Annotated in this window: 10 protein-coding genes; 1 reads left to right on the top strand and 9 read right to left on the bottom strand. The window is 73.5% G+C overall.

The window, feature by feature from the left end; translation table 11 throughout:
- Positions 1 to 48 precede the first annotated feature (48 nt).
- The 4 genes from ACFRAV_RS30460 to ACFRAV_RS30445 all read right to left on the bottom strand — a co-directional run bounded on the left by ACFRAV_RS30460 (position 49) and on the right by ACFRAV_RS30445 (position 4,095).
- A complete protein-coding gene (locus tag ACFRAV_RS30460) occupies positions 49 to 2,271 on the bottom strand; it encodes a hypothetical protein (RefSeq protein WP_382560563.1) in 2,223 nt (740 codons plus the stop codon).
- A gap of 179 nt (positions 2,272 to 2,450) precedes the next feature.
- Positions 2,451 to 2,882: a DUF6113 family protein gene (locus ACFRAV_RS30455; protein ID WP_382560560.1), complete on the bottom strand. Its 432-nt coding sequence runs from the start codon at positions 2,880 to 2,882 to the stop codon at positions 2,451 to 2,453.
- Positions 2,879 to 3,796 (bottom strand): N-acetyl-1-D-myo-inositol-2-amino-2-deoxy-alpha-D-glucopyranoside deacetylase, encoded by a 918-nt coding sequence (gene mshB, locus ACFRAV_RS30450; RefSeq protein WP_382560557.1) that lies wholly within the window; start codon positions 3,794 to 3,796, stop codon positions 2,879 to 2,881. The genes ACFRAV_RS30455 and mshB overlap by 4 nt, the downstream gene beginning before the upstream one ends.
- 104 nt (positions 3,797 to 3,900) lie before the next feature.
- Positions 3,901 to 4,095, bottom strand: coding sequence for a hypothetical protein (locus tag ACFRAV_RS30445; RefSeq protein ID WP_166021337.1), 195 nt, complete (start codon positions 4,093 to 4,095; stop codon positions 3,901 to 3,903).
- A gap of 177 nt (positions 4,096 to 4,272) precedes the next feature.
- Here ACFRAV_RS30445 and ACFRAV_RS30440 point away from each other — a divergent pair, with 177 nt between their 5' ends.
- Positions 4,273 to 6,423, top strand: coding sequence for a prolyl oligopeptidase family serine peptidase (locus tag ACFRAV_RS30440; RefSeq protein WP_382560553.1), 2,151 nt, complete (start codon positions 4,273 to 4,275; stop codon positions 6,421 to 6,423).
- A gap of 450 nt (positions 6,424 to 6,873) precedes the next feature.
- Here the strand turns inward: ACFRAV_RS30440 and ACFRAV_RS30435 are convergent, their stop codons facing one another.
- The 5 genes from ACFRAV_RS30435 to ACFRAV_RS30415 all read right to left on the bottom strand — a co-directional run bounded on the left by ACFRAV_RS30435 (position 6,874) and on the right by ACFRAV_RS30415 (position 12,693).
- On the bottom strand, positions 6,874 to 7,944 hold the full coding sequence (locus tag ACFRAV_RS30435; protein ID WP_382560550.1) for an ABC transporter ATP-binding protein: 1,071 nt from the start codon (positions 7,942 to 7,944) through the stop codon (positions 6,874 to 6,876).
- A 149-nt stretch (positions 7,945 to 8,093) separates the two neighbouring features.
- On the bottom strand, positions 8,094 to 9,110 hold the full coding sequence (locus ACFRAV_RS30430; protein WP_351114778.1) for an ABC transporter ATP-binding protein: 1,017 nt from the start codon (positions 9,108 to 9,110) through the stop codon (positions 8,094 to 8,096).
- 8 nt (positions 9,111 to 9,118) lie between these two features.
- A complete protein-coding gene (locus ACFRAV_RS30425; protein ID WP_382560546.1) occupies positions 9,119 to 10,147 on the bottom strand; it encodes an ABC transporter permease in 1,029 nt (342 codons plus the stop codon).
- Positions 10,140 to 11,063 (bottom strand): ABC transporter permease, encoded by a 924-nt coding sequence (locus ACFRAV_RS30420; RefSeq protein WP_351114776.1) that lies wholly within the window; start codon positions 11,061 to 11,063, stop codon positions 10,140 to 10,142. Before ACFRAV_RS30420 ends, ACFRAV_RS30425 begins: the two co-directional genes overlap by 8 nt.
- A gap of 49 nt (positions 11,064 to 11,112) precedes the next feature.
- Complete coding sequence (locus ACFRAV_RS30415; protein ID WP_382560567.1) at positions 11,113 to 12,693, bottom strand: ABC transporter substrate-binding protein; 1,581 nt, start codon at positions 12,691 to 12,693, stop codon at positions 11,113 to 11,115.
- Between the last annotated feature and the right edge of the window lie 373 nt (positions 12,694 to 13,066).

The raw sequence follows: 13,066 nt of genomic DNA, 5'->3' as shown, positions 1-13,066 counted from the left end.
GCCCCCGGGGGCGGTGCGGGCGGACCCGTCGGTGCGGCGGTGCCGCGGTCAGCTGGGGTCGGTGTCGATGACGGCGACCCGCTGGGTGGTGCTCTTCAGGGCCGGGCGCAGCGCGCCGATGACGTCCTCGACGGTCACCGGCGTCTTCTTGCCGGTGCCGCGGGTGATCAGCACGCCGTCGAAGGTCTCGCCGTAGAGCTTCTCCAGCTCGGCCTTGTCGTAGCTCTCGATCAGACGGCCGTCGACGGCCTGCACGCGCAGGAAGCGCCAGAGCGAGTTCTGCGGGCTGAAGGAGATGGTGTGCGCGGCGTCGGTCTGCACGGTCACCAGACCGGACATGGCGGGCTTGGCGAACTCCTTCATCATCCGGTCCACCTCGGCGTCCGGGACGCTGGGCTCGCGGGTGGCGACCGGCAGTTCCACGGCCCCGGCGTCGCCGGTGGCGACCTGCCGGCGGTATGCCTCCTTGACGGCGGGGACGGCCTGTTCGACGTCGAGCCCCTTGCCGGGCTTGCCGTGGACCGCGACGGCCTTGCCCGCCTTGAACTCGATGCCGCCCTCGGTGACCGAGCCGGCGCCGCCGGCGGCCTCCTGGAGCGCGGCGCGCAGCTTCTCGGAGTCGACCGGCATGTTGGGCTCGATCTCGCGCTGCTGGCCGAAGAGCGAGCCGATCACCGAGACCGGGTTGTAGTCGCTCTTCGCGGCGGCGCCCACGGTGGCCCGGGTGTCGAGGTCCAGGCCGGCCTGGTCGGGCTCGAGGCTGACGGTGTCGCCCTCGACGGTGAGCTGCAGCGGCTTGTCCGCGCGGTCGCCCAGGGCCTGGTCCAGCTTGTGCGCGGCCTCGTCGCGGGTGCCGCCGCCTATTTCCACGCCGAGCACGGTGGTGCCCTTGGGCACGTCGGAGTGGTTCAGCAGCAGTCCGGCGCCGTACGCCACGGCGCACAGGGCCACCAGGCCGCCGCCGAGCAGGACCAGCTTGTTGCGTCCCTTCTTCCGCACGGGCTGCGCCGCCGCGGCGGGCGCGGGCGCCGGGTTGGGGGCCACGGGACCGCCGGGCCTGCCGGGCGGCGGCGTGGCGGGGCCGCCGTGGACGCCGGCGGCCGGACCGCCCGGCCCGGCCGGACCGGAGCCCGCGGGCACCCGGGGAAGGCCGCTGGTGAGGGTGTCGCCGGAGATGGTGTCCCGGCGGGGGGCGCCCGGAGCGCCGGTGCCGCCGCTGCCGCCGGGGAAGGGGCGCTGCGGGGTGAGGACCGTGGTGTCGTCGCTCAGGCCGCCGCCGAGGTTGGGGGTGAGCGGGCCACTGCCGGTGACGGGGCCGCCGGTGGGACCGGTGGGTGCCTTCGGCCCTGCTCCCGGGCCGGCCTGCCCGCCGCGCGGAGCCTGCCCGCCGCCCGGCGTCTGGCCGCCGCCCGGGGCCTGACCGGCACGGGGGGTCTGACCACCCTGCGTCTGGCCGCCCTGCGCTTGGCCGCCCTGCGTCTGGCCGCCGCGGGGGCCCAGCGGGCCGGCGTTGAGCGCCTCGGTGACGTCGACCGAGCCGGTGCCGCCGCCGTGGCCGGGGGCCACCGGTCCGCCGGTCGCGCCGGGGAGGCCCGCACCGTTGGTGCCGCCCTGGCCGCCGGGGCGCGGGGCGCCGGGGGCGTTGGACGCGCCGGAGGGACGCGGGGCGCCGGGCGGGCGCTGCCCCACGGGCGCGCCGCCGCCGGGGCGGGGCGCGGTGGGGCGCTGCGGCAGGGCCGGGGCGTCCGCGGCGGGCGTGCGGCTCCGGCCGCCGGCCGCCGGTGCACCGCCCTGACCGGGTGCGCCGCCCTGACCGGGGGCTCCGCCCTGACGCGGTGTGCCGCCCTGGGAGGGCGTGGACGGGCCCGGCAACGCGGGCCGGCCCGGAGCGGCCTCGGGCGCGCCCTGCGGCGGGGCCGCGGGGGCCTTGCGCGGCGCGAACCAGTCGCTGGTCTTCTCCTTCGCCGGGGCGGGGGGAGAGGACGGGGAGGACGGCGTGCCGCCGGGCGTGGCGGACGGGGCGTCGGCCCGCCCGGAGGGCGCGGCGGGGCCGCCCGCCTCGGGCTGATCGCCCGGGGCGGAGGAACCGTCGCCGACCGGCTGGCGTACCACCACGGGCGGGATCGGCCGGGACCCGGGGATGTTGATCTTCACCCGGGTCGTCAGTGTGGTCTCGGTCTTACGCTCCTCGGGGCGCGACGGCTCGGAGGGGTGCGAGGATCCGCCGGGCCCGTTGGGCGTGGGGGACGGACTGTCAGTTTCACGACTCAAGGCAGGTTCTCCCGGTTGGCTCCGCCGCCCGTCACGACCTCATAGCGGGCTTCTCGGCGGCGCGCTCCACGATACTGGCCGCTTCCCGCGGGTAACCCACGGCCGAGGGCTTTCCCGCCCCGGGGGGCGCCAGGACGGCGGGACGAAGCGGGACGTCTCTCACAAACAGGGCGGCGCGCTCAGCGGTTGCGGCCGCCCCCGAGGGTGGCGCAGATCATAGCGACCACCATTCCGCCGAGGAGGAACAGGTAGGGCCGCAGGCTCGCGGCGAACACGAAGTCGCCCTCGGGCCGGCTGGTGGTGAGCAGCACGACCGCGGCCAGCCACCCGACGACCGGCACCGCGGCGCCGGCCCGCGTACCCGTCAGACGGGCGCCGCCGAGGAAGGTTCCGGCGGCCCCGGCGAGCGCCAGCAGCAGCCCGGCGGGGAAGAAGGCGCCCTGCACCAGGGCGCCGGCCACCCCGACCACGGCGCCCAGCAGGAGCAGCCCGGCGTACGCGGCGGTCCGGCCGGCCGAGGGCATGCGCAGCGGCTGGGCCAGCAGGCTTCCGGCGGGCCGCTGCCCCGGGCCAGCGGGCCGCTGCCCCGGGCCCTGGGGGTTCGCACTCATGCGGCGCCTTCCTGGTGCGCGTCGGACACCGGGACGACCCCGGCGAACAGGTCGGTCTCGACGCCCGGTCCGCCCGGCCGCCCCTTCACCAACTGGTAGTGCTCCACCGCGAACAGCGGCTGGGCCAGGTCGTTGGAGAGCGCGAACCAGGGGCCGTGGACGGCGATCTGGGTGGCGTGGGCGGTCATCGCGGCGGCCTTGGCGGCGGCGTGCGCGGTGCCCTCGGCGTCGAGCCGGGCGGTGACCAGCGACGGGTCGTCGACGATGCCGGGCAGGTCGTCCACGGCGGCGGCCGCCGGGAACGGGAGGCCGGGCAGCGCCTCGTGCAGGCGGACGAACGCCTCCTCGGCGACCGCGCGGGGCATCCGGGTCCAGTAGACCTTCGGGACGTCCCAGGCCTCGCCGAGGTCGGGGCGCAGCCCCGGGTCGGCGGCCAGTTCGGCCGCGCGCATGGCGACGCGGTGGGCCTGGACGTGATCGGGGTGGCCGTAGCCGCCGTTCGGGTCGTAGGTGACCAGGACCTGGGCGCGGATCTCGCGGATCACGGCGACCAGGTGCTCGGCGGCCTCGTCGACGGGGGCTCCCCAGAAGGCGCCCGGGGCGTCGTTGTCGGGCAGGCCCATCATCCCGGAGTCGCCGTAGCGGCCCGCCCCGCCGAGCAGCCGGACGTCGTGGACGCCCAGCTCCCGCATGGCGGCGGCCAACTCCTGACGGCGGTGCGCGCCCAGCGCGGCGCCGGACAGGTGCGCCAGCTCGGGAGGGATCACCTCGCCGAGCTCGCCCAGTGTGCAGGTGACCAGGGTGACCCCGGCGCCCTCGGCCGCGTAGCGGGCCATGGTGGCGCCGTTGTTGATCGACTCGTCGTCCGGGTGCGCGTGCACCAGCAGCAGGCGGCGAGCGGGCGTTTCCGTCATGGGGCCAGCTTAGGCGGGAGCCCAAGGCCCGGCGGAACGCCCCGGCGCACTGCCTGGTGTACGCCGCCGTCCCGGGGGTATGCGGGACGGTGGAGGACGCCGGGTCAGAACTTGAAGCTGCCGATCATGCCGGCGATGTTGTTCGTCAGCTCGCTGATCGTGGGGGCCACCGACGAGGCGGCGAGGTAGAACCCGAGCAGCATGCAGACGATCGCATGCCCCGCCTTCAGCCCCGACTTCTTGATCAGCAGGAAGACGACGATCGCCAGCAGCACCACCACCGAGATCGAGAGTGCCACGGCGGTTCACCTCCAAAGCTCCCTAGGACACTGGCAGTCGGACCGAAGGGGCGACAAATCCTTCGCGCAGCCAGCAGGTTGATACCCACCGGACGGCAGTGATCATAACTATCCGGGGCAACGCATGAGTCGGCGCACAGCCGCACAAGGGGGGCGCATGGCCAATATGGTCGGGTCATGCAGACGGACACCGAATCCTTCCCCCGGCGGTATGCCCGCACCCAGCGATTCACCCTCGGAGCGCCCCGCGCGTTCACCGTCGCACCCGACGGCTCACGGGTCGTCTTCCTCCGCTCGCGTTCCGGCACGGACCGGGCGGGCGCCCTGTGGGCGCTGGATCTGCGGCCCGGTCAGGACCCCTCGGAGCGGCTCGTGGCGGACCCGGTCGCGCTGCTCGGCGGCGGCGAGGAGGACCTGTCCCCGCAGGAGCGGGCCCGGCGCGAGCGGAGCCGCGAGGGCGGCGCCGGCATCGTCTCCCACGCCACCGACGCCGCCGCTGGTTTGGCATGTTTTGCCTTGTCAGGGCGGCTTTTCTGCGCTTCGACGACGGACGGGGCGGTGCGTGAACTGAGCGTCCCCGGGCCGGTGACCGACCCCCGTCCCTCCCCCGACGGACGCCTCGTCGCCTACGCCGCGGGCGGCGCGCTCCGGGTCGTGGGAGCGGACGGCGAGGGGGACAGGGCGCTGGCGGAACCGGAGTCCGGGACGGTCGCGTACGGGCTCGCCGAGTTCGTCGCGGCGGAGGAGATGGGGCGCGACCGGGGCTTCTGGTGGGCCCCCGGGTCGGACCGGCTGCTGGTCGCCCGGTACGACGACGCGCCGGTCCGGCGGTGGTGGATCGCCGATCCCGCGAACCCCGGCAGCGAACCGCGGGCGCACGCGTACCCCGCGGCCGGAACCCCCAACGCGGACGTACAGTTGTTCGCCCTGGGCCTCGACGGCGGCCGCACGGAGGTCCTCTGGGACCGCGAGGCGTTCCCGTACCTGGCACGAGTGCACTGGTCAGCGGCCGGTTCGCCGCTGATCCTGGTGCAGAGCCGGGACCAGCGCACGCAGCTCACCCTCGCCGTCGACCCGGACACCGGGGCCACCCGCACGGTGCTGCGGGAGAAAGATCCAACATGGCTTGAATTGTTCGCTGCCACGCCCTGCTGGAGCCCGGGCGGGGAGCTGGTGCGGATCACCGACGAGAGCGGGGCGCGGGCCTTGGCGGTGGGCGGGCGCACCCTCACCGACGCGGGGCTGCACCTGCGGGCGGTGCTGGACGTCGGTGAGGACGACGTCCTGGTGTCCGCCTCCGCGGGCGAGGGGGCGCCGGAAGCGGAACTCGGTGAGGTGCACGTCCACCGGGTCACCGCGGACGGGGTGGAGCGGGTGTCGCAGGAGCCCGGCGTCCACACGGCGGTGCGTGCGGGCGGGGTGACGGTGCTGGTGTCCTCGGTGCTCGACCGGCCCGGGGCGGTGGTGCGGGTGCTGCGGGACGGCGAGGAGGTCGCGCGGATCGCCTCGCACGCCGCGGACCCCGGCCTGACCCCCCGGGTCTCCCTCACCGAGGCGGGCGCGCGGCGCATTCCGTGCGCCGTGCTGTTGCCCGCGCACCACCGTGCGGGCGACCTTCTGCCCGTCCTGATGGACCCCTACGGCGGCCCGCACGGGCAGCGTGTGTACGCCGCCCACAACGCCCATCTGACCTCCCAGTGGCTCGCCGACCAGGGGTTCGCGGTGATCGTCGCGGACGGGCGGGGCACGCCGGGGCGTTCGCCCGCCTGGGAGAAGTCCGTCGCCGGCGACCTGACGCTCGCCCTGGAGGATCAGATCGACGCCCTCCACGACCTCGCCGAGCGGTACCCGCTGGACCTCTCGCGGGTCGCGATCCGGGGCTGGTCGTTCGGCGGGTACCTCGCCGCGATGGCCGTGCTGCGGCGGCCGGACGTCTTCGCCGCGGGGATCGCGGGGGCGCCGGTCAGCGACCTGCGGCTCTACGACACCCACTACACCGAGCGGTACCTCGGCGACCCGGCGGTGGACGGCGACGCCTATGCGGCGAGTTCGCTGGTGACGGACGAGGGGCTCTCCGGGGCGGCGGAGACGGTGCGGCCGTTGATGGTGATCCACGGCCTGGCGGACGACAACGTGGTGGTCGCGCACGCGCTGCGGCTGTCGTCGGCGCTGCTGGCGGCGGGGCGTCCGCACGAGGTGCTGCCGTTGTCGGGGGTGACGCACATGACGCCGCAGGAGCGGGTGGCGGAGAACCTGCTCCTGTTCCAGGTGGACTTCCTGCGGCGGGCGTTGGGGGTTGCGGTGCCGCGGGGGGCTGCCGGGGGGTGAGTGCGGGGGCCTCTGCCGTGGCGAGGCGGGCCTGTGTCCCGGGGCCTCAGCCGCTTCCCTGGCGGGGCCTGCGCCACGGAGCCTCGTTGTCCCGGGGCTCCCGCAGTGAGCTGGGGCTCGGCGGGCGCGTGCCTGCTCGGCTCACGTGGAGCTCACTGTCCTGTGCGAAGGGGTGCCCCCGCCCGGGCCCGGTGGAGCGAGCCGCTCGCCGCGGACGCACCGCCCTGCGCCCGCCCGTGCCGCCCTCTGGGCGGCCCAGCCGCCCGCAGGTCGTACAGGCGGGGTAGTCCTGCCCGCAGGACGGCGGAGGCGGCGTGGGGCGACGCGGGCGCGGGGACGGGCCGGGGCTACTGGAGGGCCCCGGCCCGGTTCACGGCACCCGCACGGCCGTACAGGACATACTCTTCCGCGGCCGTGTGGCGCGCGGGAGTCCGCGCGGTTGCCGCTCTGTTAAGGCTGGTCCGGCGGCACGACCCGCTTCTCCTCGGCGAAGTGACAGGCCGACGGATGGGCGGCCGGACCCCCCTCGCCGCGGAACGCCTCCGGGACGGCGAGCAGCGGGACCTCGTCCACGCACCGCTGCTGCGCCTTCCAGCAGCGGGTGCGGAAGCGGCAGCCGGAGGGGATGTTCGTCGGGGAGGGCACGTCCCCGGTGAGGATGATCCGCTCGCGGCGGTCGCGGGCCCGCGGGTCGGGGACGGGGACGGCGGAGAGCAGGGCCTGGGTGTAGGGGTGCGTGGGGTGGTCGTAGATCTGCCCGTCGGTGCCGATCTCCACGATGCGGCCCAGGTACATCACCCCCACCCGGTCCGAGATGTGCCGGACGACGGACAGGTCGTGCGCGATGAAGACGTAGGCGAGGCCGAACTCGTCCTGGAGGCGCTCCAGCAGGTTGACCACCTGCGCCTGGACCGAGACGTCCAGCGCGGAGACCGGTTCGTCGGCGACGATGATCTCGGGGCGCAGCGCGAGGCCCCGAGCGATGCCGATGCGCTGGCGCTGGCCGCCGGAGAACTGGTGCGGGTAGCGGTTGATGTGCTCGGGGCTGAGGCCCACCACCTCCAGCAGCCCCTGGACGCGGCGCCGGCGGTCGCCCTTCGGCGCGACCTCGGGGTGGATGTCGTAGGGCTCGCCGATGATGTCGCCGACCGTCATCCGGGGGTTGAGCGAGGTGTAGGGGTCCTGGAACACCATCTGGATGTTGCGGCGGACGGCCTTCAGCGCGCGCCCGGACAGCCGGGTGACGTCCTCGCCCTTGTAGCGGATCACCCCGGCGGTGGGGCGTTCGAGGTTGACCAGCATCCGCGCCACGGTGGACTTGCCGCAGCCGGACTCCCCGACGATGCCGAGGGTCTCGCCGCGGCCGAGGGTGAAGTCGACGCCGTCGACGGCCTTCACCGCGCCGGTCTGCTTGCGGAAGAGGATGCCCTGGGTGAGCGGGTAGTGCTTGACGAGGCCTTCGACCTCGAGGATCGGCTCGGTCGTCGTGTCCGTGCCGGGCACGGGCGCCATGGTGGCCATCGGTTCTCCTGGCGGGCGGTTCGGCCGGCTGGGGCGGTCGGGCAGTGGTCCCCCACCGGCGAGGCGGGGACGGTCGGGCGGCGGTCACCCACCGGCGAGGCGGCGGGACCGGAGGGGACGGCGGGGCGGGAACAGGGGGGCGTCGGGCGTCAGCGGGGCCCGGTGTCCTCCAGGCAGTCGCGCCAGAAGTGGCAGGCGCTGCCCCGCCCCTCCCCCGTGGCCGGACCGCCCGCCCCGGCCGGCTCCACCGCGTACAGCGGGGGCACGTCGGTGCGGCAGACGTCCTGGACCATCGGGCAGCGTGGGTGGAAGGGGCAGCCGGAGGGAATGGCGGTGAGGCTGGGCGGCAGGCCCTTGATCGCGTACAGCTCGCGGCCCTTGTGGTCCAGGCGCGGGATGGAGTCCAGCAGGCCCCGGGTGTACGGGTGGGCGGGCGCCTTGTACAGGTCGTGCACCGGGGCCGTCTCGACGATCCGGCCGGCGTACATGACGGCGATCTTGTCGGCGACGTCGGCGACCACGCCGAGGTCGTGGGTGATGAGGATCAGGCCCATCCGGTACTCGCGCTGCAGTTCGGCGAGCAGGTCCATGACCTGCGCCTGGACCGTCACGTCCAGTGCGGTGGTGGGCTCGTCGGCGATGATCAGCGCCGGTTCCAGGGCCAGCGCCATGGCGATCATGATGCGCTGGCGCATGCCGCCGGAGAACTGGTGCGGGTAGTCCCGCACCCGCTGGGCGGCGGCCGGGATGCGGACCCGGTCCATCAGCTCGACCGCCCTGGCGCGGGCGTCCTTCTTCGACATGCCGCGGTGGACGACGAACATCTCGCCCAGCTGGTCCCCCACGGTGAGCACGGGGTTGAGGGAGGAGAGCGCGTCCTGGAAGATCATCGCCATCTCCGCGCCGCGGATTCCCCGCCGTTCCTCCTCCTTGAGGCGCAGCAGGTCGCGTCCCTGGAAGAGGATCTCGCCGCCGGTGATCCGGCCGGGCGGCATGTCGAGGATGCCCATGATCGCCTGGGCGGTGACGGACTTGCCGGAGCCGGACTCGCCCAGCACGGCCAGCGTCTCCCCCTCCGCGACCTCGTAGCTGACCCCGTTGACCGCCTTGGCGACGCCTTCGCGGGTGGCGAACTCCACGCGCAGGTCGCGGACCTCGAGCAGCATGGCGCGGCTCACCTCAGCTTCGGGTCGAGGGCGTCGCGGACCGCGTCGCCGAGCATGATGAACGCGAGCACCGTGATCGCCAGCGCGCCGGCCGGCCAGAGCAGCATGTGCGGGGCGTTGCGGATGTACGGGGAGGCGGAGGAGATGTCGATGCCCCAGCTGACCGTGGGCGGCCTGAGGCCGACGCCGAGGAAGGACAGCGTGGCCTCCAGGGCGATGTAGGTGCCGAGCGCGATGGTGGCGACCACGATCACCGGGGCGACGGCGTTGGGCGCGATGTGCCGCAGCAGCATCCGGGGGCTGGACGCGCCGAGCGCCCGGGCCGCCTGCACGTAGTCGTGCTGCCGGGCGGTGATGACCGAGCCGCGGGCGATGCGGGAGATCTGCGGCCAGCCCAGCAGCACCATGAAGCCGATGACGGGCCAGACGGTGTTGCTGGTGACCACCGACAGCAGCACCAGGCCGCCGAGCACCACCGGGATGGCGAAGAAGACGTCGGTGAGCCGGGAGAGCAGGGCGTCCCAGATCCCGCTGAAGAACCCGGCGAGACCGCCCAGGACGCTGCCGAGGAGGGCGACGCCGAGGGTGGCGCAGACGCCGACGGTGACCGAGGTGCGGGCGCCGTACACGGTGCGGGTGTAGACGTCGCAGCCCTGGGCGTTGAAGCCGAAGGGGTGGCCTGGCTGGGAGCCCTGCTGGGCCTTGGCGAGGTCGCAGTCGAGCGGGTCGCCCGAGGTCAGCAGGCTCGGCCAGATCGCGATGACGACCAGGAAGAGGATCAGCAGGGCGGAGATCACGAAGACCGGGTTGCGGCGCAGGTCCCGCCAGGCGTCCGACCACAGGGACCGGGGCCGGTCGGCGGGCCCGGCGCCGTCGTGCTCGGGGTCCCGCTCCAGCGCCCGGCCCTCGTCGGCGGCCAGGTCCATGGAGCCGCCGAAGCCCGTCCCGGCGATGGCCCCGTCCTCGGGGCCGGCGCGGTCCTCGGAGCGTCCGCCGTCCAGTTCGCCGGGGTCGGAGTTCGGCCGGGGCTCAGGCATAGCGGATCCTCGGGTCGAGAACGGCGTACAGGAGGTCGACGATCAGGTTCGCCGCCAGGAAGACCAGCACCAGCACCGTCACGAAGCCGACCACCGTCTGGGTGTTCTGCCGGAGGATGCCCTGGTAGAGCTGGTAGCCGACCCCGTGGATGTTGAAGATCCGTTCGGTGACGATGGCGCCGCCCATCAACGCGCCGACGTCGGTGCCGATGAAGGTGACCACGGGGATCAGGGAGTTGCGCAGCAGGTGGCGGGAGACCACCCGGCGGCGCGGGAGCCCCTTGGCGACGGCGGTGCGGACGTAGTCGGAGCGGCGGTTCTCGGCGATGGAGGTCCGGGTCAGCCGCGTGACGTAGGCCAGCGACACCGAGGCCAGCACCAGGCCGGGGACGATCAGCTCGCCGAAGGTGGCGTCGGAGGAGACCGACGGGTTGATCCAGCCCCACTTCACACCCAGCAGCAGCTGGAGCAGCAGGCCCGTGACGAAGGTGGGCACGGAGATCACGACCAGGGTGGCGACCAGCACCCCGGTGTCGACCGGCCGGCCGCGGCGCATCCCGGTGACCACGCCGAGGGCGATGCCGATGACGATCTCGAAGAGGATCGCCACCAGGGTCAGCCGGATCGTCACCGGGAAGGCGGTGGCCATCAGTTCGGTGACCTTCTGGCCGTTGAAGGCGGTGCCGAAGTCGCCGGTGAGCACGTTGCCCATGTAGGTGAGGTACTGCTTCCAGACGGGCTGGTCGAGGCCGAACTCCGCCTTGAGGCGGGCCGCCGTCGCCGGGTCGCAGGCGCGGTCGCCGCAGAGCCCGGCGATCGGGTCGCCCATGACGTTGACCATCAGGAAGATCAGCAGCGTCGCCCCCACGAACACGGGGATCATCTGGAGCAGACGCCGGATCACATAGCGTCCCATGGTGCCTCCCGGCCTTGGTGCGGTGCCGGCCTCACGGCGGCCTTCCGGGTCAGCCGACCTTGATGCGGTCGTACACCGGGACGCTGAAGGGGTTCAGGGTGACGTCGGAGAGCCGCTCCGAATAGCCGGCGGAGCCGTTCTGGTACCAGAGCGGGATGGCGGCCATCTCGTCGCGGACCACCTCCTCGGCCTTGACGAAGGTGTCCACCGCCTTCGTGGTGTCCGACTCGGCGTTGGCCTCGTCGACCAGGTCGTCGAACTGCTGGTTGGACCACTTGCCGTCGTTGGACGATGCGTTGGTGTAGTAGAGCGGCTGGAGGAAGTTCTGGATCAGCGGGTAGTCCATCTGCCAGCCGGCCCGGAAGGGGCCGGGCATCTTCTCGTCGCCGATCTGGTTGCGGTAGTCGGCGAAGGTGCCGATCGGGTTGGGCACGCAGGCCTTCCCCTGGCCCAGGGCGCGGTTGATGCTGTTGCAGACCGCCTCGACCCAGTCCCGGTGCGAGCCGGTGTCCGCGTTGAAGGTGATCTTGACCTGGCCGCCGGGCAGGCCGCCGCCCTCCTCGATGAGCTGCTTGGCGTCCTGCGGCTTGTACTCGCAGCCCTCGCCGCACAGGCCCTCGCGGAAGCCGCCGTCCTCGCCGAGGACCGGGGAGGTCCAGTCGGTGGCGGGGGTGCGGGTCTTCTGGAAGATGGTCTCGGTGATCTGCTTGCGGTCGATCGCCATGGACAGGCCCTTGCGGACCTTCTCCATGCCCGGCCTGTTCCACGCCTTGTCGTAGAAGGGGAAGGCCAGGGTCTGCAGGATGCCCGCGGGGGTGTTGATGTACCGGTCGCCGAGGTCGTTGGGCGCGTTCTTCAGCTGGCTGGCCGGGATGTCGTCGACCAGGTCGAGGTTGCCGGACATCAGGTCGTTGTAGGCGGTGGCGTTGTCCGTGTAGACCTTGAGGTCGACGCCGCCGTTCTGCGCCTTGTCCGGGCCGTTGTAGCCGTCCCAGGCGCGCAGCGACATCTGCGAGCCCTTGGCGTAGGAGTCGACCTGGTACGGGCCGTTGCCGACCGGCTTGGCGATCCAGGCGTCGTGGTCGTCGAAGAAGGCGCGGGGCAGCGGGGCGTAGGCGTTGTAGCCGAGGGTGTCCGGGAAGGTGGAGAACTTCTGGGACAGCTTGACGGTGAAGGTCCGGTCGTCGACGGTCTTCAGGCCGGAGAGGGTGTCGGCGCTCTGCGAGCCGCTCTCCGGGTGCGTCTTGTCGTAGCCGTCGATGTACTGGAAGAAGTAGGCGTTCTTCTGGTTGTTCTTCAGGCTCGCGCCGTAGTTCCACGCGTCCACGAACGAGCGGGCGGTGACCGGCTCGCCGTTGCTGAACTTCCAGCCGTCCTTGACCGTGATGCGGAAGTTCTGGGAGTCGGAGGTCTCGATCTTCTCGGCGAGCATGTCCTGGGCCGCGCCGGTCTTCGGGTCGTACTTCTTCAGGTTCCTGAAGATCATGTCGAGGACCTTGCCGCCCTGCACCTCGTTGGTGTTGGCCGGCTCCAGCGGGTTCTGCGGGTCGCCCCAGGAGGAGCTGAGGACCGCGCCCTCGTCCCCGCCGCCACCGCCTCCGCCGCCGCAGGCCGCGGCGAGCAGCACCACCGCGGTGGCCCCCGCCGTGGCGGCCGTGCGGGTCGCGGTGCGCGCGGTCCGGGTGGCGGTGCGCGCGGTGCGCGTACCCGCCACGACGCGCGGGCGCCTCGCGTCCGCCGTGCCCCCGTCTCGTCCTCGGCGCATGGCGTGCCTCCCTCTCCCTTTTCCGGGCCCGACCGGTCCCGTGTCGGTGTCCGGCCGTCGATGACCGGTCGCCGGCGGATCGCCGGCCGGTCGCCGACCGATTCATCCGGTGAACGATGCATATCGCCGTTGACGTTCCGGTTCACCCGATGTCCACCCGTACGGGTGAGGAGGTCGCCCGGCCGGGCGAGGAAAGCCGGGCGAGGAAAGGCCGAAGGGCCGGCAGGGGCGTGATGCC

This window comes from Streptomyces sp. NPDC056600 (genome assembly GCF_042792855.1).
Taxonomy (GTDB): domain Bacteria; phylum Actinomycetota; class Actinomycetes; order Streptomycetales; family Streptomycetaceae; genus Streptomyces.
This window is presented reverse-complemented; position numbering and strand designations above follow the sequence as displayed.